Annotated in this window: 16 protein-coding genes; 9 read left to right on the top strand and 7 right to left on the bottom strand. The window is 57.6% G+C overall.

Annotated features, from left to right (window positions below; genetic code table 11):
• Positions 1–54: 54 nt before the first annotated feature.
• Entirely contained in the window at positions 55–669 is a 615-nt protein-coding gene (locus ACGS9J_RS18230) for a LysE family translocator (protein ID WP_261427618.1), read from the top strand.
• Positions 670–712: 43 nt separating this feature from the next.
• Here ACGS9J_RS18230 and kefC read toward each other — a convergent pair whose 3' ends face one another.
• The 5 genes from kefC to dapB all read right to left on the bottom strand — a co-directional run bounded on the left by kefC (position 713) and on the right by dapB (position 8,978).
• Entirely contained in the window at positions 713–2,566 is a 1,854-nt protein-coding gene (kefC, locus tag ACGS9J_RS18225; protein ID WP_442232228.1) for a glutathione-regulated potassium-efflux system protein KefC, read from the bottom strand.
• Positions 2,559–3,116, bottom strand: a complete 558-nt coding sequence (gene kefF / locus ACGS9J_RS18220) for a glutathione-regulated potassium-efflux system oxidoreductase KefF (protein WP_442232227.1) — start codon at positions 3,114–3,116, stop codon at positions 2,559–2,561. Before kefF ends, kefC begins: the two co-directional genes overlap by 8 nt.
• A gap of 180 nt (positions 3,117–3,296) precedes the next feature.
• On the bottom strand, positions 3,297–6,521 hold the full coding sequence (gene carB / locus ACGS9J_RS18215; RefSeq protein WP_442232226.1) for a carbamoyl-phosphate synthase large subunit: 3,225 nt from the start codon (positions 6,519–6,521) through the stop codon (positions 3,297–3,299).
• A gap of 16 nt (positions 6,522–6,537) precedes the next feature.
• A complete protein-coding gene (carA, locus tag ACGS9J_RS18210) occupies positions 6,538–7,686 on the bottom strand; it encodes a glutamine-hydrolyzing carbamoyl-phosphate synthase small subunit (RefSeq protein WP_442232225.1) in 1,149 nt (382 codons plus the stop codon).
• 470 nt (positions 7,687–8,156) lie between these two features.
• Positions 8,157–8,978, bottom strand: a complete 822-nt coding sequence (dapB, locus tag ACGS9J_RS18205) for a 4-hydroxy-tetrahydrodipicolinate reductase (RefSeq protein WP_442232224.1) — start codon at positions 8,976–8,978, stop codon at positions 8,157–8,159.
• Positions 8,979–9,366: 388 nt separating this feature from the next.
• Here dapB and ACGS9J_RS18200 point away from each other — a divergent pair, with 388 nt between their 5' ends.
• The 8 genes from ACGS9J_RS18200 (at position 9,367) to ACGS9J_RS18165 (ending at position 18,123) form a co-directional block, all read left to right on the top strand.
• A complete protein-coding gene (locus ACGS9J_RS18200) occupies positions 9,367–10,098 on the top strand; it encodes a FadR/GntR family transcriptional regulator (protein ID WP_442232223.1) in 732 nt (243 codons plus the stop codon).
• A 100-nt stretch (positions 10,099–10,198) separates the two neighbouring features.
• Entirely contained in the window at positions 10,199–11,101 is a 903-nt protein-coding gene (locus tag ACGS9J_RS18195) for a 2-dehydro-3-deoxygalactonokinase (RefSeq protein ID WP_442232222.1), read from the top strand.
• The gene (locus ACGS9J_RS18190; RefSeq protein ID WP_442232221.1) at positions 11,098–11,745 is read left to right on the top strand and encodes a 2-dehydro-3-deoxy-6-phosphogalactonate aldolase; all 648 of its coding nucleotides are present in this window, start codon (positions 11,098–11,100) and stop codon (positions 11,743–11,745) included. Before ACGS9J_RS18195 ends, ACGS9J_RS18190 begins: the two co-directional genes overlap by 4 nt.
• A gap of 73 nt (positions 11,746–11,818) precedes the next feature.
• On the top strand, positions 11,819–13,249 hold the full coding sequence (locus ACGS9J_RS18185; protein ID WP_442232220.1) for a sugar porter family MFS transporter: 1,431 nt from the start codon (positions 11,819–11,821) through the stop codon (positions 13,247–13,249).
• Positions 13,250–13,283: 34 nt separating this feature from the next.
• A complete protein-coding gene (locus ACGS9J_RS18180) occupies positions 13,284–14,684 on the top strand; it encodes an MFS transporter (protein WP_442232219.1) in 1,401 nt (466 codons plus the stop codon).
• 2 nt (positions 14,685–14,686) lie between these two features.
• Positions 14,687–16,399, top strand: a complete 1,713-nt coding sequence (gene ilvD, locus ACGS9J_RS18175; protein ID WP_442232218.1) for a dihydroxy-acid dehydratase — start codon at positions 14,687–14,689, stop codon at positions 16,397–16,399.
• Positions 16,399–17,301: a dihydrodipicolinate synthase family protein gene (locus tag ACGS9J_RS18170; protein WP_442232217.1), complete on the top strand. Its 903-nt coding sequence runs from the start codon at positions 16,399–16,401 to the stop codon at positions 17,299–17,301. Before ilvD ends, ACGS9J_RS18170 begins: the two co-directional genes overlap by 1 nt.
• A 39-nt stretch (positions 17,302–17,340) precedes the next feature.
• Entirely contained in the window at positions 17,341–18,123 is a 783-nt protein-coding gene (locus ACGS9J_RS18165; protein ID WP_442232216.1) for an SDR family NAD(P)-dependent oxidoreductase, read from the top strand.
• A gap of 53 nt (positions 18,124–18,176) precedes the next feature.
• On the opposite strand, the gene ispH is transcribed toward ACGS9J_RS18165, so the two are convergent.
• A complete protein-coding gene (gene ispH / locus ACGS9J_RS18160; protein WP_442232215.1) occupies positions 18,177–19,130 on the bottom strand; it encodes a 4-hydroxy-3-methylbut-2-enyl diphosphate reductase in 954 nt (317 codons plus the stop codon).
• Positions 19,111–19,581 (bottom strand): FKBP-type peptidyl-prolyl cis-trans isomerase, encoded by a 471-nt coding sequence (fkpB, locus tag ACGS9J_RS18155; RefSeq protein WP_442232214.1) that lies wholly within the window; start codon positions 19,579–19,581, stop codon positions 19,111–19,113. The genes ispH and fkpB overlap by 20 nt, the downstream gene beginning before the upstream one ends.

Below are 19,581 nucleotides of genomic sequence, written 5' to 3'. Positions count from 1 at the left end.
GGGACGTGGCGTTATTATCGCCCCTATTACGCCTTTTGTGCAGAGAGTCAAATCATGCTTGAAACTTCGCTGTTTGTTGCCGGCATCGCCACACTGGGTATGCTGTCACCCGGCCCGGATTTTTTCCTGGTGATCAAGAACGCCGCACGCTACCCGCGCCTGGCCGCCATGATGACCGCCTTCGGCGTGATCTGCGGCGTCGCCACCCACATGTCTTACTGCGTCGCCGGGTTGGCGGTGGTGATCACCACCACGCCATGGCTGTTCAACGTGTTGAAATATGCCGGTGCGGTCTATCTGATTTGGGTCGGTATTCAGGCGCTGTTATCGCGCAGCGGCAGCAAGATGAACGTCAGCAACCTGCCGCAGCAGCAAGTGAGCCTGAAAAGCGCCTTTGTGCAGGGCTATCTGTGTAATCTGCTCAATCCGAAAGCCACGCTGTTCTTCCTGGCGGTGTTCACTCAGGTGTTGCAGATCAACTCCGGTTTGGGCGAAAAACTGTGGTACGCGGGGATCATTCTTGGCCTGTCCGCACTCTGGTGGCCGGTGCTGGTGTTCCTGATCCAAAGTGGACCGGTACGTCGTGGGTTGGAGAAGACGCAAAAGGTCGTCGACAAACTGCTGGGCGGCATGCTGATTGCCCTGGGTATCAAGGTGGCGTTGAGTTAACTCAGGTCATAACGGGCACAGCCTGGCGCTGCGCCCGTTAAAGTTATCCCTTGGCTTCCACCACTTCCTCTTCCGGCGCTTTGCCATCGATACTGCCACGCCAACCACTCTGCGGCACCCGAGCCAACCGATCTTGATCCTGCTCGATGGCGGCACTGAGCATTTCTTTGTTCCGCTGCAGGCTGGCAACGCGGAATTCGGTATCCTGATAATTCTCCAACGTGTCCTCCAGCATTTTCAGGTTGTAGCGGCGGAAGGTATCCGCTTTCTCCCGGGCCTCATAGGCGTCCAGCCCCAGCAACTCCAGCGTTTCGCGGCCAATCCGCAGCGAGCTTTCAAAGGTTTCGCGCTCAGGCTTTTCCACGCCCAACTGACGTAACTGATACCAGTGATCGACATCGCGCGCTCGCGCCACCACTTTCAGATGCGGGAAATGCCGCTTGGCCAACTCGGTCAATTGCAAGCTGGCCTCTACATCGTCGATGGCGTTAATCAACACCTTGGCATGTTCAGCGCCTGCGGCCTCCAGCAGATCGGCCCGCGTGGCATCACCGTAAAATACCTTGGTATCGAACTTGCGCAGCGTTTCAATATGGTCCGGATCATGATCCAACACCACGGTATGCACGCCGTTGGCCAGCAGTAAACGGCCGGCTATCTGGCCGAAGCGGCCAAACCCGGCAATGATCACGCTGGCATTCTCTTCATCAATCACATCCGCCGGACGCTCATCTTTCGGCGCGTTTTTCTCAAGCCGTGTCGCCACCACCAGCAGCAACGGCGTCGCTGCCATCGACAGGGCAACCGCCAGTGTCAGCGATTTGGCCCAGTCCGGCGGCAATACCCCGGCCAGTTGCGCCGCGCCGAAAATCACAAAGGCAAACTCACTGCCTTGCCCCAGTAAAATCGCGAACATCCCGCGCTGGCGTTTCGGCACCCCAAGCCAGGGTCCAATCAGCCACAGCAGCGCCGCCTTGATCAGCATAAAGCCCAGCAGTAACGAGGCGATCAGCAGCGGATGATGGAACAGGGTGCCAAAGTCGATCGACATGCCGACACCGATAAAGAACAACCCGAGCAACAGCCCTTTGAACGGCTGAATATCGCTTTCCAGGGCGTGGCGATATTCGGAGCTTGCCAGCAGTACCCCGGCCAGGAAGGCGCCCATCGCCATCGACAGCCCGGCCATTTCCAGCAGGATGCCAAAACCGAACACCAGGAACAGCGCCACGGCGCTGAAAACCTCACGCATGCCGGAGCGGGCGACAAAGTGCAGCAGCGGTCGGGTCACATAGCGCCCGAGCAGTACCACTATCGCCAGCGCGCCCACCACCTTGGCCGCTGACAGGGAAAACGCCGCCAACGTGGTGGTGGCACCACTGCTGGCCAACAAGGGGATCATCGCTACCAGCGGGATCGCCGCGATATCCTGAAACAACAATGCGGCGAACGCGCTGCGGCCAATCGGCGACGGCGTCAGGTTACGCTCGCTCATCGCCTGCATGGCGATGGCGGTGGAGGACAGCGCCAGCGTCAGGCCAATCAGCAGCGCCACCTTCCAGTTCAATCCCAGGAAATAGCAAAAGGCGCTCAGCGCCAGTCCGCACGCCGCCATCTGAATAATACCGCCGCCAAACACCGAGGCGCGTAGCGTCCACAGCCGTTTCGGATCCAACTCCAGGCCGATGATAAACAGCATCAGCACCACGCCAATCTCGGCAAAGGTGAGGATCGACTCAGCATCGGAGACCAATTTCAGCCCCCAGGGGCCAATAATGCAGCCGGCAATCAGGTAGCCCAATACCGAACCCAGGCCGAGCCGCACCGCAAGCGGCACGAACAACGCGGCCGATCCCAAATAGATCAGCCCCTCAATCATCATCTGGTGATTATCCATGCTCGACTCCCTGACCCGCGGGTTCGCTGTGTTCCATCAGATAGGCCACCAGCCGTTGGCGGTAGGCTTCCCCGGCGGCAATCAGCGCCGGTTCATTGCAGGTAAAGGTGTTATGCACGGCAAAATACGGCTGCCAGTTCATGCCGCAATACAGTGCTGTCGCCTGCAGCGGCTGCCCCAGAGCGGCAAAATCAGGGTAATCGCCCAGCTCGAAATGGTGCTCATCGCCACCGCTGGTCACCGCCCACAGCACATCTTTGCCCACCAGGGCATCTCCGCCGTGGCCATAGGCCCAGCCGTGCTCCAGCACCTTGTCGATCCACAATTTCAGCAACGGCGGTTGGCTGTACCACTGCATTGGATGCTGCAGCACCACCAAATCGGCACGCTCCAGCGCACGCTGCTCGGCGTTGATATCGATATTAAAGTCGGGGTATAGCTCATACAGCGAGCGGACTTCCACCTCGGGAATATCCTTTACCGCCTGCAACAGACGGTGATTGGCATGCGAATGCCGGGGATACGGATGGGCGTAAATAATCAGAATCATTGTTGTTGTCGTTCCTTCGTTCCATGCCAATACATGAAGCATATACCAATCACACAGGGTGACAGTTTGCTGAATGATTGATAGCGGAAATTTCTAATTCAAGACAACAAATTCACTGAACAAGTTAAAAAAATAAGGGCGCTGCAATGGCAGCGCCCTGGGGATTACGACGTCATCAAATTACTTGGTGATGCGTGCGTGCAACTCCTGCACCGAGGTAACCTGCTCGGTCGGATCCGCCTTCAGCGCCATCGCGGTGGCAAAGCCGCCGTTCAGGGTCGTATCGTAATGCACCTTGTACTGCAGCGCGCTACGACGAATCAGCTTGGAGTCCTCAATCGCCTGGCGACCGGCCGTGGTGTTGACGATGTAGGTGTATTCGCCATTCTTGATACGGTCCTGAATGTGCGGACGGCCTTCATGCACCTTGTTGACCAGGCGCGGGTTAATCCCCGCTTCGCCCAGTACCACCGCGGTACCGTGGGTGGCATCCAGTTCAAAGCCCTGTTTCAACAGGCTCGCCGCCAGATCCACTACCCGGGCTTTATCGCCTTCACGCACCGACAGCAGCGCACGGCCCTGCTTTTTCATGCCTGACTGGCTGCCGAGCATCGCCTTGGAGAAGGCTTCCGCGAAGGTACGCCCCACGCCCATCACTTCCCCGGTAGAGCGCATTTCCGGCCCCAAAATCGGGTCGACGCCTGGGAATTTGTTGAACGGCAGCACCACTTCTTTAACCGAGTAGTAAGGCGGGATAACTTCTTCCGTTACGCCCTGCTCAGCCAGCGTTTTGCCTGCCATCACGCGCGCAGCCACCTTGGCCAGCGGTACGCCGGTCGCCTTGGAGACGAAAGGCACCGTACGCGCGGCGCGTGGGTTGACTTCAATCAGGTAAACTTCGTTGTTCTTCACGGCGAACTGTACGTTCATCAGGCCGCGAACCTGCAGTTCAAACGCCAGTTTCTCAACCTGCTGACGCATCACGTCCTGAATTTCTTTGCTCAGGGTGTACGCCGGCAGCGAGCAAGCGGAGTCACCGGAGTGCACGCCAGCCTGTTCGATGTGTTCCATGATGCCGCCAATCAGCACCCGCTCGCCGTCGCAAATGGCGTCGACGTCGACTTCTACCGCGTCATCCAGGAAGCGATCCAGCAGCACCGGTGCGTCGTTAGATACGCTGACCGCGTTCTGGAAGTAACGGCGCAGGTCGATTTCGTCGTAAACGATCTCCATTGCCCGGCCGCCCAACACGTAGGAAGGACGCACCACCAGCGGGTAGCCGATACCGGCCGCTTTCTCTACCGCCTGTTCAATGGTTGCCACGGTGGCGTTGGCCGGTTGTTTCAGGCCCAGACGGTGTACCGCCTGTTGGAAACGCTCACGGTCTTCGGCGCGGTCAATCGCATCCGGGCTGGTACCGATAATCGGCACGCCTGCGGCTTCCAGCTCGCGCGCCAGCTTCAGCGGGGTCTGGCCGCCGTACTGCACGATCACGCCTTTCGGCTTCTCGATGCGCACGATTTCCAGCACGTCTTCCAAGGTCACCGGCTCGAAGTACAGACGGTCGGAGGTGTCATAGTCGGTAGACACGGTTTCCGGGTTACAGTTAACCATGATGGTTTCGTAACCGTCTTCACGCAGCGCCAGCGAGGCGTGCACGCAGCAGTAGTCGAACTCGATGCCCTGGCCGATACGGTTCGGCCCGCCGCCCAACACCATCACTTTCGGACGGTCGTTGGTCGGGTTGGACTCGCACTCTTCTTCATAGGTGGAGTACATGTAAGCGGTGTCGGTGGCGAATTCCGCCGCACAGGTATCCACGCGCTTGTACACCGGGTGCAGGCCATAGCCGTGGCGCAGCTTGCGAATTTCGCTCTCGGCAACACCGGCCAGGATAGCCAGGCGCGCATCGGCAAAACCTTTGCGTTTCAGGGTACGCAGGAACTCTTGCGTCAGGCCGTTGATGCCAGTTTCGGCAACCTGCTCTTCCAGACGCACCAGCTCTTCAATCTGCACCAGGAACCAGCGGTCCACGTTGGTCAGATTGAAGACGCCGTCAACCGACAGACCGGCGCGGAAGGCGTCAGCGATGTACCAGATACGGTCAGAACCGGCGTCTTTCAGCTCGCGGCGAATTTTGGTCAGCGCTTCCGGATCGTCCAGGCTCACTTTAGGGTCGAAACCGGTGGCGCCCACTTCCAGACCGCGCAAGGCTTTCTGCAGCGACTCTTGCTGGGTGCGGCCAATCGCCATCACTTCGCCGACGGATTTCATTTGGGTGGTCAAACGGTCGTTGGCACCGGCAAATTTCTCGAAGTTGAAACGAGGAATTTTAGTCACTACGTAGTCGATGGACGGTTCAAACGAAGCCGGAGTGCGGCCGCCGGTGATGTCGTTCATCAGCTCGTCGAGGGTATAACCCACGGCCAGCTTGGCGGCGATTTTGGCAATCGGGAAACCGGTGGCTTTTGACGCCAGCGCCGAGGAGCGGGATACGCGTGGGTTCATTTCGATAACGATCAAACGGCCGGTTTTCGGGTTGACCGAGAACTGCACGTTGGAACCGCCGGTTTCCACGCCGATTTCACGCAGTACCGCCATCGAGGCATTACGCATGATTTGGTATTCTTTGTCGGTCAGGGTTTGCGCCGGTGCCACGGTGATGGAGTCACCGGTATGAATGCCCATGGCGTCGAAGTTTTCGATCGAGCAGACGATGATGCAGTTATCGTTCTTATCGCGCACCACCTCCATTTCGTACTCTTTCCAGCCGATCAGCGACTCGTCAATCAGCAGCTCTTTGGTTGGAGACAGGTCCAGACCACGCTCGCAGATCTCTTCAAACTCTTCGCGGTTATAGGCGATACCGCCGCCGGTGCCGCCCATGGTAAAGGAAGGGCGGATGATGCAAGGGAAGCCAACGTCAGCGGCCACCGCCAGCGCTTCTTCCATATTGTGTGCAATACCGGAGCGCGCGGTGTCCAGGCCGATTTTCTTCATCGCCACGTCGAAGCGACGACGGTCTTCTGCTTTGTCGATCGCGTCAGCGGTGGCACCAATCATGGTCACGCCGAACTCGGCCAGCACGCCCTGACGTTCCAGCTCCAGCGCGCAGTTCAGTGCGGTCTGGCCGCCCATGGTCGGCAGTACGGCATCCGGGCGCTCTTTTTCGATGATTTTGCGCACCACTTCCCAGTGGATCGGCTCGATGTAGGTCGCATCCGCCATTTCCGGGTCGGTCATGATGGTCGCCGGGTTGGAGTTCACCAGAATGACGCGGTAACCCTCCTCGCGCAGCGCTTTACACGCCTGAGCACCCGAGTAGTCGAACTCACACGCCTGGCCGATAACAATCGGGCCAGCGCCGAGGATCAGGATGCTTTTTATGTCTGTACGTTTTGGCATTTTTTACTGCTCCTGATTATTTGGCGTTAGAACGGTAAGTCTCGATCAGTTCGATAAAGTGATCGAACAGCGGCGCGGCGTCGTGTGGACCCGGGCTGGCTTCCGGGTGGCCCTGGAAGCTGAACGCGGCTTTGTCGGTACGGTGAATGCCCTGCACCGTGTGGTCGAACAAGGATTTGTGCGTGACGCGCAGTTCGGCCGGCAGGTTATTTTCGTCCACCGCAAAACCGTGGTTCTGCGCGGTGATCATTACGCAGTCGTTATCCAGATCTTTTACCGGGTGGTTGCCGCCGTGGTGGCCAAGCTTCATCTTCACGGTTTTCGCGCCGCTGGCCAGAGCCAACAACTGGTGGCCGAGGCAGATGCCGAACACCGGAATGTCGGTTTCCAGGAATTGCTTGATGGCGGTGATGGCGTAATCGCATGGCTCCGGGTCACCCGGGCCGTTGGACAGGAAAATGCCGTCCGGATCCATCTTCAACACTTCGTCCGCCGGGGTCTGTGCCGGCACTACCGTCAGGCGGCAGCCGCGATCCACCAGCATGCGCAGGATGTTGCGCTTGGCGCCGTAGTCGTAAGCCACCACGTGGAACGGCAGCTCAGAGGCCGGTTTGGCTTCCGGCATCTCGCCTTCAAGCGTCCAACTGCCCTGCTGCCAGCTGTAGGCCTCTTGGGTGGTGACTTCTTTCGCCAGATCCATGCCTTTCAGGCCCGGGAAGGCTTTGGCCTTCGCTAACGCCAATGCGGCGTCCGGCGTATCGGCGGCGATGATGCAGCCGTTCTGTGCACCCTTCTCGCGCAGCAGACGGGTCAGCTTGCGGGTATCGATATCGGCAATCGCCACGATGTTGTGACGCTTCAGGTAGTCAGACAGGCCTTCTTCGTTGCGGTAGTTGCTGGCAATCAGTGGGAGGTCGCGAATGACGAGGCCTTGGGCGTGTACAGCGGAGGATTCTTCGTCGGAAGCATTGGTGCCGACATTGCCGATATGAGGATAAGTAAGAGTAACGATCTGGCGGGAGTAGGAAGGATCAGTGAGGATTTCTTGATAACCGGTCATCGACGTATTGAAGACCACTTCCCCCACTGCCGTACCCTCTGCCCCGATGGCCCGACCGTGGAATTGGGTTCCGTCTTCGAGAACCAATAGCGCTGACTTAATCAAAACACCCTCCAAGGAATAATCAATCACAATATTTGCATATTAATTCAGATATCGCGATCTAAATCAATGCAAAAACCGCCCTCAGGGTCAATTTTTGGCAAATTGGGCGCATTTTAATGATGAGTGCTCCGCTTGTCTACCCAAAGCGCCATTTTTTCTCTTATTTTTGCACTTCTCGGCGTTTAATAGGGTCAGCAACCATAAAAACATGCCTAAACTCGGGTGAGTAAACGGTTGCGAGCCAGAAAGACAAAAAATCGCAATTGTGCAGGTGTTTTTCAGGGCGGGTATTGCCTTTGGCAGGAATAAAGGGCAAATAATCGGGCATTAACCACAACAAACATCAGTTACACAGGAATAATCTAACCAGAACCACGTTTTCAATGTTAAAAAAAAGGACAATAAAATTATTGTCCGTTAATCATAGCATTATGATTAATACAACCACATCACGATGGTATATAAATCAATTATAACTGGTCCAGACTGAGCACATCACGCATATCAAACAGGCCTTTATCGTGCCCAACAAGCCACAATACAGCCTTAACCGCGCCATTGGCAAAAGTCATGCGGCTGGAAGCCTTATGCGTAATTTCCACTCGCTCACCGATGTCGGCAAACATGGCGGTGTGCTCACCGACGATATCGCCGGCGCGAATAGTGGCAAAGCCAATGCTCTTCGGATCGCGTTCGCCGGTATAACCTTCACGCGCATACACCGCGCACTCTTTCAGATCGCGTCCCAGCGCGCTGGCAATCGCCTCGCCCATCGCCAGAGCCGTGCCCGAAGGGGCATCGACTTTGTGCCGATGATGCGCTTCAACAATCTCAATATCGGTATAGTCGCCCATCACCTGCGCGGCCTTTTCCAACAGTTTCAGCACCAGATTAACGCCCACGCTGAAGTTAGCGGCGAAGACGATGCCAATCTGCTGGGCGGCAGCGCGGATCGCGTCTTTGCCCGCATCGTCAAAACCGGTGGTGCCGATCACCAGGGCTTTTTTATGCTCAACGCAGAAAGCCAGGTATGCCAGAGTGCTTTCCGGGCGGGTGAAGTCGATCAGAATATCGAAATCGCCGGCCACTTTTTCCAGGCTGTCGCTGACGGTCACGCCCAGCGCGCCAATGCCCGCCAGTTCACCGGCATCGGTCCCGATCAGGCTTGAGCCGGGGCGCGAGACTGCCGCCCCCAAAACCACGCCCTGCGCCTGATGTACCGCCTGGATCAATTGACGGCCCATACGGCCGCCGGAACCCGCAATCGCAATGCGGATGGGTGAATCAGTCATACTTGCTCTCTTGTTAATTGATTTCATTACCCTAAATAATTGGAGCTGTATCAAGGCGGCAAGGGAACGCAGTCAACACAGATACAGCTTCAAGTATGACGGGTATATCGGTTCAGGGTAACTGGCTCGCCCTATCATCGCCAGAGGATTCATTTCATAATTAGAAAATTATGATATCCCCCACTTTTCATCAGTAATGCTGTCAATGGGTTAACATTCAGGCCGATCAGGGCCGATTGGCGATTGTACATAATCATGCAATTTCAACCGGTAAAATTTGCATGAAAAAGCACGCATTTCCCGCATTCAAACCGGCGCAGGTACCGCCAACCCGCGGCTTAGCTTAGTATAGGGCGCAACTGCCGCTTTAATTGCCTGAGAGTCACTGATGAAAACCGCGCAAACCACCATATCGGAAACCCTGACGCAAGATTTGGCCCGCCGCATCATCAATGGCGATCTGCCACCCGGGCTATCGCTACCGGGGGAAAACGAACTGGCGCTGCAGTATGCGGTTTCACGCACTTCGGTACGCAATGCGTTGCAAGTGCTGGCGGCAAAAGGGCTGATCTCCATTCAGGCCAAGAAACGCAGCACGGTCAATACGCGCGAGCAGTGGAGCTTTTTGGATCCCGACGTATTGAGTTGGTTGGCGGAAGGCAGTCTCGACCCACAACTGGTGGAGCAATTAATGGTCACCCGCCTGATCTTTGAACCGAATATCGCCGCATTGGCTGCCGTTAACGCCACCGGCCATGACCTGGCGGCGCTGGAAGATGCCTGCAAACTCATGTCGCAAGGACAGCAGCAAGCCAGCCGCACACTGTTCGAACAGGGCGATATGGCGTTCCATCTCGCGTTGCTGGGCGCCAGCCACAATCCCTTTTTGCATTCATTAGGCAGTGCGCTTTCCGCCGCCATGGCGCTCTCGTTTCAGCAAACACTGGAGAAGGATATCCAGCTGACCAAGAGTGCGGTAGAAGAGCACCAACAATTACTGGAGGCCATTCGCTTCAAACAGGTAGAAAATGCGCGTCAGCGTATGCGTGTCATTCTGCTCAACGCGGCCAAAAAGAACAACTGGCACCAGCAGCCGGAAATGTTCGACCACATCCTCTAAAAACCCCTCTTTGCTGTAATTTCGATCGCCCTCACAGATCCTGAGCGATTTTCGCTCTAGCATTCTTGTATTACAAGATTGAATGATTTGTATTACTTGAATGAATAATAACTGGATTGCTATTGATTGGGGCACCACTAACTTCCGCGCTTTTTTAATGTGCGGGGAGCAACGCCTGGCCTGCGTCAGCCAACCCTGCGGGCTGCTTGCGGTGGAAAAAAACCGGTTTGCCGAAACCCTGCAAGCCTTATTGCAACCCTGGTTAGCCGAACAGGGTGCCTTGCCTCTGGTCATGGCCGGCATGGTGGGTTCGCAGCAAGGCTGGCACGAGGTGGCCTATATCACCCCGCCGTGCGGCCCGAATGGGCTGGCGGCCGGTGCGCTGAAGTTCACCACCGCCTGGGGTAGCCCCGCGTGGATTATTCCCGGCGTTCGGGGTGTGGGGCTGGCCCAGCAGCCCGAAGTGATGCGGGGAGAGGAAGTGCAATTGCTCGGTTTGGCCAGGTTACATCCGGCCGCGCAGTGCCTCGCGATCCTGCCCGGCACCCACAGCAAGCACGTTCAGTTGAATCATGGGGAAATCGGCCACTTCTCCACCTTTATGACCGGTGAACTGTTCTCGTTGCTCAGCCAACATTCAATTTTGGGTAACGCTCTGCCGGAGCAACAGGAGGCCCCTCAGGTGTTCATGCTCGGGGTCGATACGGCAGGCACCGGAGCCCCCTTCAGCCATCTGATCTTCTCGGCACGTACCCGCCGCCTGAGCGGTGAAATAGCACCGGCGAATATACACAGCTACCTTTCCGGCCTGCTCATCGGCTATGAGCTGCAGGCGCTGCCCACGCACCAGCCCCTCTGGGTGGTCGCCAACCCGGCCCTGGTGGCCCGCTACCAAATGGCGGCGAAGCGGTTGGGCCTGTCATTGAACGCCACGGATGGCGATAGCTGCTTTATCAACGGATTAAGTCAACTTTATCCCCTACTGCAAGGAACCGCACAATGAGCCCAGAGATTTTCATCCAGCAATGGCAGCAACAGCCGCTCCCCCTGGTGGCCATTTTACGTGGCATCACCCCTGATGAGGCGCAGCCCGTCGCCGAAATCCTGCTCGACTGCGGCTTCCGCTACCTGGAAGTGCCGCTTAACAGCCCTACTCCTTACGACTCCATCCGCTTGATCAGAACAACGGTCGGCGACAGGGGTTATGTCGGCGCCGGCACCGTACTGAACGTCCAGCAGGTTGAAGAGGTGGCCAAAGCCGGTGGGCAACTGATTATTTCGCCCAATGCCGACGCCGCAGTGATCGGCCATTCTCGTTATTTGAATCTGATCAGTCTGCCCGGTGTGGCGACGCCCACCGAAGCCTTCAGTGCCCTTGCGGCCGGGGCCAGCGGATTGAAATTCTTCCCCGCAGAAAACATCCCTCCCGCCGTCATCAAAGCACTGCGCGCCGTCCTTCCCCAAAAGCTGGTTTGCTTGCCGGTAGGGGGAATACAACCGGATCCCCTGCAGATGCGCGCCTATATCCAGGCGGGCAGCAACGGTTTTGGGTTGGGGGGTGGGCTCTATCACCCCGGCATCAGCCTGACGGTGTTACGCCAACGGGCGCTGGCCTATCAGGCCGCCTGGCAGCACTGCGTGGAATAGCCGTTCGCCCACGGCGACTTTACCATCGCCTGTCGCAGCATAGATGTAACACATTGAATAAAAAGGTGTTGCTATGAAAAATTCATCTATTCCCGCAAAAACGAACCGCCAAACCCTGCAGGTTTGCTTCCTTGCCGCGTTGGCGGGGTTGCTGTTCGGCCTGGATATGGGGGTGATCGCCGGTGCGTTGCCGTTCCTGGCACACGAATTCAGCCTGTCCAGCCAGCAGCAAGAAATCGTCGTCAGCATCATGATGTTCGGTGCCGCACTGGGCGCACTGAGCAGCGGCCCCATGTCCTCTCACCTGGGCCGCAAGAAAAGCTTATTGCTGGGCGCAGTATTGTTCGTCGTCGGCTCTGTCGGCTGCGCCGTGGCCCATAACCTGGAAGTGCTGGTGATTTCCCGCTTTATCCTGGGGTTGGCCGTGGGCATTGCCTCGTTCACGGCGCCTCTGTATCTGTCGGAAATCGCCCCGGAACGCATTCGCGGCAGCATGATCTCTCTTTATCAGTTGATGATCACCATCGGTATTTTGGCGGCCTTCCTGTCCGATACCGCTTTTAGCGCCGGCGGCCACTGGCGCTGGATGCTGGGTATCATCACCTTCCCGGCACTGGTGTTGTTTATCGGCGTACTGACACTGCCGGAAAGCCCGCGCTGGCTGGCGATGAAAGGCCGCGGCGAACTGGCCGGCAAAGTCTTGCAACTGTTGCGCAATACGGATGACGAGGCTCGCGACGAACTCAACCAAATCCGTGAAAGCCTGCAAATGAAGCAACGCGGCTGGCAGCTGTTTCGCCACAACCCCCACTTCCGCCGCTCCACCTACCTGGGCGTTCTGCTGCAATTTATGCAGCAGTTCACCGGCATGACGATCATCATGTACTACGCCCCCAAAATCTTTGAAATCGCCGGTTTCGCCACCACCCGCGAGCAAATGTGGTGCACCGTGATGGCCGGCCTGACCAACGTGCTGGCCACCTTTATCGCTATCGCGCTGGTCGATCGCTGGGGCCGCAAACCGATCCTGAAACTCGGTTTCAGCCTGATGGCAATCTGCATGGCGACGCTCGGTTATATGTTTTATATCGGCATCAGCAACCCCACGGAACAATACGCCGCAGTGACGGTGCTGCTGATCTTTATCATAGGTTTTGCCATGAGCGCCGGCCCCCTGATTTGGGTGCTGTGCTCCGAGATCCAACCGCTGGCCGGACGAGATTTTGGCGTCACCTGCTCCACCATGGCCAACTGGATTGCCAACATGATCATCGGCGCCACCTTCCTGACGCTGATCGACACCCTCGGCAGTGCCGGTACCTTCTGGCTTTACGCGGGGCTCAATCTGCTCTGCATCATTCTGACGCTCTGTTTCGTACCGGAAACCAAAAACATCTCCCTTGAACGCATCGAAAAAAACCTGATGCAGGGTGCTGCCCTGCGCCACATCGGCAGGCCGCCGCAACCCAAGACGGCCAACCCTTCCTTGAATACGCCGGTATAACCCGGCGAATAAAAACAAATCAGAGGAAACTATCATGAAGCTGACCACGGAAACCCCCACGGCGGAGCAAGCGGCTGAATCACGGGTGTACGGCAAAATTACGCGCCGTCTGATCCCTTTCCTGATTTTGTGCTATTTCTTCGCTTATCTGGACCGCGTTAACGTCGGATTCGCCAAGCTGCATATGCAAGATGCCCTGAGCTTCAGCGACACCGTCTATGGCCTGGGCGCCGGCATTTTCTTCATTGGCTATTTTATTTTCGAGCTGCCCAGCAACCTGCTGATGCAACGCTTCGGGCCGCGCTTTTGGATTGCCCGCATCATGGCCACCTGGGCGGTGCTGTCCGCGGCCATGATGTTTGTCACCACGCCAACCACCTTCTATGTACTGCGCTTTCTGCTCGGCGTGGCCGAAGCCGGTTTCTTCCCCGGCATCGTGTTCTATTTAACGCTGTGGTTCCCTTCATGGCGCTCCGCCCGCACGCTGGGCCTGTTTATTCTGGTCACGCCGCTGTCGGTGATTATCGGCAGCCCGCTGTCAGGTTTGATCCTCAAGCTGTTTGAAAATGTCGGCGGTTTGCATAACTGGCAGTGGCTGTTCCTGGTCGAGGCAATCCCCTCTTTCGTATTGGCCTTTGTGGTACTGCGTTACCTGGATAACAACGTGGCCGAAGCCAAATGGCTCACCGCCGAAGAGAAAAAGATCGTGCAGACCGATCTGGCCAAAGACCGTGCCAACCGGGATAGCGCAGCAAACGGCAAAGCGGCCCACAGCCTGAAAGAGATGCTGGCTAACCGCTATGTCTGGTTGCTGGCGCTGATTTTCTTCAGTTTCAACGTCGGTTATTACGGCGTCAGTTTCTGGCTGCCTTCCATCATCAAAACCTCGGGCATCAGCGACGATGTTCAAATCGGCCTGCTGGCAGCCCTGCCTTACGTCTTTGGCGCTCTCTTTATGATCTGGAACAGCCGCCATTCCGATTTGAAGCAGGAACGTCGCTGGCACATCGCCATTCCGGCGGTGATTGGCTGTATCGGTCTGACGTTGAGCGCCTACTGCAGCGGCTCCACTTTCTGGATGATGACATGGATTTGCGTGGCGATGTCCGGCACCCTGGCGCTGATCCCCACTTACATCAGCCTGCCCGGCACCCTGCTTTCCGGCACCGCCGCCGCTGCGGGCATCGCGCTGGTGAACTCATTCGGCAACCTCGCGGGCTTCTTCGGCCCCACGGTGCTCGGCTGGCTGAAAGACCAAACCGGCCAAACCGACAGCGGCCTGTACATACTGGCGGGCTTCCTGCTGCTCTGCGCGCCGTTGATTTTCATGCTGCCGGCCAAACTGGTCTCCCCTAAAAAGACCGATGAAACGCAACACCATCACGTTGATCGGCCAGACGCTGACGACCCTTTAAATATCACTGAGAGATTTTGATTATGAGCGGATGTGGAACCTGTGGCAGCGGCGGTTGCGGCTCGCATTTCAACCCTATTCTGGAAGGCGATGACGGCGCACTGAAACGGGCGTTATACAAATCCATGGGGCACAGTGACGAACAGCTGCGCCGCCCGGTGATCGCCGTGGTCAACAGCTATACCAATGCCACCGCCGGGCACGCCAATCTGAACGAACTGACGGCCAAGGTATTGCAAGGCATTGAAGAGGCCGGCGGCGTCGGCATGGTGTTCGGCACCATTGCCCCCTGCGACGGGATCGCCGAGGGGCATCTCGGCATGCGCTACATTCTGGCCGCTCGCGAAGTGATCACCGCCTCCATCGAAGTCATGATGCGCGCCCATCGTTTCGACGGCATGGTGTTGCTTGGCTCTTGCGACAAAATTGTTCCCGCCATGCTGATGGCGGCGGCACGGCTGGATATTCCGGCCATCATGGTCAACGGTGGGCCGATGTATCCGGCTGAATATAAAGGTAAACACTGGGACGGCAACATCGTCACCGAGGCCATCGGCTGGAAGATGCGCGGCGAAATCGATGAAGCGGAATTTGCCCATATCGAAAATATCGCCGAACCCGGCCCGGGCTCATGCACCATGTACGGCACGGCCAACACCATGTGCTGTATCGGCGAAGTGCTCGGCATGAGCCTGCCGGGCAGCAGCACGTTGCCGGCGGTTTCAGCCGAGCGGCGTGAATGCGCGATTGAAACCGGGCGCACCGCAGTCGAACTGGTATTGAACGGCGTCAATGCCCGCCAGATCATCACCGCCGAGTCGATCCGCAATGCGGTGATCTACCTGCTGGCAACCGGTGGATCCACCAATGCCATCCTGCATCTGCAAGCCATTCATTACGAAGCGGAATTGGGTCACCTGCCGCTGTCCGTCTTCGATGAGCTGAGCCATCAGGTACCGCTGGTCGCCTCACTCTACCCGGCCAGTGAACATGACATGATCGATTTTTGGGAAGCGGGGGGCGTACCGGCAGTCGAAGTCGAGATTGCCAAACTGCTCGATCTCAACGCGTTAACCGTCACCGGTAAAACCAAAGCGGAACTGCTGGCGACCACCCCGCCAAGCCGCCGTCCGGAAGTCATCCACACCCTGGCCATCCCGGTGCGCAATGAAGCCGGTGTCGCCGTGCTGCACGGTAATCTGTCGCCGCTCGGCTGCGTCGTGAAGCCTGCGGCCGTGCCGGAAAATTTGATGCGCTTTCGGGGCCCTGCCGTGGTGTTCAACAGCGAGCAGGAGTCGGTCGAGGCGATCATGTCCGGTCAAATTAAGCCGGGTAGCGCCTTGGTCCTGCGCTATGAAGGGCCCAAAGGCGGCCCCGGCATGCCGGAAATGTATAAGCCGATGAAATCGCTGGAGGGGATGGGGTTGGCCGACAGCTGCGCCCTGATTACCGACGGCCGATTTTCCGGCTCCAACCGCGGGCTGTTTGTCGGCCATATCTCGCCTGAGGCAGTGGACGGCGGCGAACTGGCGTTAGTGCAGGATGGCGATGAAATCTCGATCGATATTCCCGCACGTACCCTGACGCTGCACGTCAGCGAGACGCTTTTGGCGCAACGGCGTCAAAACTGGCAGCCAGTGGACAAAGAAGTGCCGCGTGGTTTCCTGCGTTTATATCGCCGTTGGGCTTTGCCCGCCGCGCAGGGTGCCGTATTGGCCGATCAGGAGGAGGAATAATGGGCCGTTACCAAGCCATAGACATTGAAGGGGTCAACCCTATCGTCGCCATGCCGTTCAAGGCCAATGGCGAGATCGACCCACCGAGTTTTACGCAGTTGCTAAAGCATCTGGCCGCCACCGGCGTTCAGGGAATGACGCTGTTTGGCATCGCCAGCGAATTCCCGAAACTCGAGGATCGGGAACGCGAGCATCTGGCGGAAATATTTATCAGCGAGCTGGCGGGTGCCCCGCTGTATCGTGCTATCTCGGTCACCGACCACAGTAGCGAAGTCGCCGTAAAGCGCGCCCGTTATTATCAGGAACTGGGCGCAGACGCGTTGATGCTACTGCCGCCGTTTTTCCTGCAACCCAGTGCGCAGGCGATCCAGCAGCACATTTTCGCCGTTCTGGAAGCCGTAGACATCCCGGTGATGGTGCAATACGCGCCGGGGGAAACCGGGTTGCCGATCACCCCGCAACAGTTGGCTGACGTGGCAGCCCGCTATCCCCATGCGGTATTCAAGATTGAATGCAATCCGCCGGTGGATTACACCAAAGAATTTCTGCAACTGGTCCCCCGGGCCAACGTGCTGAACGGCTATGCCGGGCTTTACATGTTGCAGATGTTGGCGGCGGGCGGCAAAGGCGTGATGCCGGGTTGCTCGTTCAGCGAGGTTTACCTGCGCATTTATCGTCACTGGCAAGCCGGGGAAACGGAACAGGCGCACGAGCTGCACCAGGCATTATTGCCTTACATTCAACGCTGGATGAGCCACTGCGAATACATTATTCAGGTCGAAAAGACGATCCTGCATCGACGCAACATTATAGCCACCGATCACTGCCGCCACCCCGGTTGGCAACTGACCGCTGAAGATCACCAGATGATCGATCGCTTTTTAAGCCAGTTCTCTCTGTAACCAGGATGGCCGCCTCATCGCGGCCTTTTGGAGGTTGATATGCTAACCCACAAATCGACACGCGTAGCGATCGTCACCGGTGCTAGCCAGGGTATCGGGTTGGCCATCACCAAATCCTTTCTCGCGAACGGCGATACCGTGATGGGATGTGCCTATCCCAGCCTGGAGAACGCGCCGCAGGCCCGACAATTGTTGACCGACTACCCACAGCATTTTTTCTATTCTTCGGTCGACGTCACCCAGACCGCCGAGATTAAACGCTTTGTCACCGATGCTGAACAGCAGTGCGGGCGCATCGACGTTCTGGTGTCCAACGCCGGTAAAAACGTCTTCAAAGGCATTGATTGCGATGAAGAAGACTGGGCTCATAATTTCGATCTCAACCTGCGCTCGCACTGGTATCTGGCGAAATGCGCCCGCCCGGCACTGACCAAAAGCCATGGCGTGATCCTGGTGATCACCTCCAACCATGCGTTCTCCACTATGCCGGGTTGTGCGCCCTACAACATCAGCAAGCGGGCACTGTTGTCGCTGGTGCAAAGTCTGGCTATCGAGTGGGGGCCGACGATCCGCACAGTGGGCATTGCCCCTGGCTTTATCGATACCGAAGGCAATCAGGCCTGGTTCGACACCCATGCCGATGCCCAACGGGCGCGGGAGAAGACCGTCAAAAAACACCCGGTCGGTCGCCTCGGACGCCCCGAGGAAATCGGTGATTTATGCCTGTTTCTTGCCAGCGATCGCGCCGGGTTTATCGCCGGCACCACCATTGTGATGGACGGAGGACGCAGCGCCATTATGCAAGATGGCGACGAAGAATAGTCGAATGCAAAACGGGGAGCCCAGGCTCCCCGTTTTCTTATTCACCCTGCAGCTTATTCAACCTGCCGGATATCTACCCGCAGCTCTTTCGGCACTTCGAACACGATATTCTCTTCACGGCCGCTGACTTCATGGACGTTAAGGCCGCCCAGGGCTTTCAGACGAGCAATCACATCCTGCACCAGCACATCAGGGGCCGACGCACCGGCGGTAACGCCGATGTTGCTCGCGTTCTTCAGCCAGGCCTCCTGAATATCCGCAGCGGAATCGATCAGGTAAGCCGGCTTGCCGACACGCTGAGCCAATTCTGCCAAACGGTTGGAGTTGGAGGAGTTCTTCGATCCCACCACTAGCACGACGTCCGCATCCCCGGCCAGGTTACGTACCGCTTCCTGACGGTTGGTGGTGGCGTAGCAGATGTCGTCCTTACGCGGCCCGATAATGCTCGGGAAACGCTTGCGCAGGGCATCAATCACGTCAGAGGTGTCATCCACCGACAGCGTGGTCTGCGTCATAAAGCACAGGTTGCTTTCATCCTTCACCTGCAGCTTCCACACATCGTCCGGCGACTCGACCAGGTACATGCCCCCTTTCGGATTGCTGTACTGGCCCATGGTGCCTTCCACTTCCGGATGACCCGCATGACCAATCAGGATCGCCTCGGTGCCACGGCGGCTGGCTCGCGCCACCTCCATATGCACCTTGGTGACCAGCGGGCAGGTGGCGTCAAACAGCATGGTCAAATCGCGCGCTTTGGCTTCAGCCCGTACCGCTTGGGAAACGCCGTGGGCCGAGAAGATCAGAATCGAGCCATCCGGCACTTCAGCGATTTCCTCAATAAACACCGCCCCGCGTTCACGCAGGCTGTCGACCACATAGCGGTTATGCACCACTTCGTGGCGCACGTAGATCGGCGCGCCGTAAATTTCCAGCGCGCGCTCTACGATACTGATCGCACGATCAACCCCGGCACAGAAGCCACGTGGGTTAGCCAGCAATATTTGCATGCGTCTCCTCCTGCACGGGGTCGATCTCCAGCACTTCGATATCGAAGGTCACCGGATGACCCGCCAGCGGATGGTTGAAATCAACGGTAATCGAATCTTCCGCCACTTCACGTACCACGCCCGGCATTTCACTGCCGTCGACGGCGGTAAACAGCATGATGGTGCCCACATCCGGCACCCCGGTTTCTGCGAAGTCACGGCGCGAGAAGTACTGGACCAAGTCCGGGTTCTCTGCGCCGAAGGCCGCTTCCGGCTGCAAAGTAAAGGCGCACTTGTCGCCCGCACGCAGCCCAACCAACTGAGCTTCCAGCGGCGCCGAAAGGCTGCCGTCACCCAGACGGAACAACGCCGGTTTGCCGCTGCTGCGGGTCGATTCAGCGGTCGAACCGTCTTCCAGTTTCAGCGTGAAGTGAACCAGCACTGCGCTGTTACCCTTAACCTGAGCCGTCAT

It is taken from the genome of Serratia quinivorans (assembly GCF_052113645.1).
Lineage (GTDB): Bacteria > Pseudomonadota > Gammaproteobacteria > Enterobacterales > Enterobacteriaceae > Serratia > Serratia quinivorans_B.
The sequence above is the reverse complement of the archived record's forward strand: the minus strand, read 5'-3'. Positions and strand labels throughout refer to the sequence as shown.

Excerpts from the sequence above, each read along its gene's own strand:
- ACGS9J_RS18230 (WP_261427618.1), top strand. The coding sequence starts at position 55 with ATGCTTGAAACTTCGCTGTTTGTTGCCGGCATCGCCACACTGGGTATG.
- kefC (WP_442232228.1), bottom strand. The coding sequence starts at position 2,566 with ATGGATAATCACCAGATGATGATTGAGGGGCTGATCTATTTGGGATCG.
- kefF (WP_442232227.1), bottom strand. The coding sequence starts at position 3,116 with ATGATTCTGATTATTTACGCCCATCCGTATCCCCGGCATTCGCATGCC.
- carB (WP_442232226.1), bottom strand. The coding sequence starts at position 6,521 with ATGCCAAAACGTACAGACATAAAAAGCATCCTGATCCTCGGCGCTGGC.
- dapB (WP_442232224.1), bottom strand. The coding sequence starts at position 8,978 with ATGACTGATTCACCCATCCGCATTGCGATTGCGGGTTCCGGCGGCCGT.
- ACGS9J_RS18200 (WP_442232223.1), top strand. The coding sequence starts at position 9,367 with ATGAAAACCGCGCAAACCACCATATCGGAAACCCTGACGCAAGATTTG.
- ACGS9J_RS18195 (WP_442232222.1), top strand. The coding sequence starts at position 10,199 with ATGAATAATAACTGGATTGCTATTGATTGGGGCACCACTAACTTCCGC.
- ACGS9J_RS18190 (WP_442232221.1), top strand. The coding sequence starts at position 11,098 with ATGAGCCCAGAGATTTTCATCCAGCAATGGCAGCAACAGCCGCTCCCC.
- ACGS9J_RS18185 (WP_442232220.1), top strand. The coding sequence starts at position 11,819 with ATGAAAAATTCATCTATTCCCGCAAAAACGAACCGCCAAACCCTGCAG.
- ACGS9J_RS18180 (WP_442232219.1), top strand. The coding sequence starts at position 13,284 with ATGAAGCTGACCACGGAAACCCCCACGGCGGAGCAAGCGGCTGAATCA.
- ilvD (WP_442232218.1), top strand. The coding sequence starts at position 14,687 with ATGAGCGGATGTGGAACCTGTGGCAGCGGCGGTTGCGGCTCGCATTTC.
- ACGS9J_RS18170 (WP_442232217.1), top strand. The coding sequence starts at position 16,399 with ATGGGCCGTTACCAAGCCATAGACATTGAAGGGGTCAACCCTATCGTC.
- ACGS9J_RS18165 (WP_442232216.1), top strand. The coding sequence starts at position 17,341 with ATGCTAACCCACAAATCGACACGCGTAGCGATCGTCACCGGTGCTAGC.
- ispH (WP_442232215.1), bottom strand. The coding sequence starts at position 19,130 with ATGCAAATATTGCTGGCTAACCCACGTGGCTTCTGTGCCGGGGTTGAT.
- fkpB (WP_442232214.1), bottom strand. The coding sequence starts at position 19,581 with ATGACGGCTCAGGTTAAGGGTAACAGCGCAGTGCTGGTTCACTTCACG.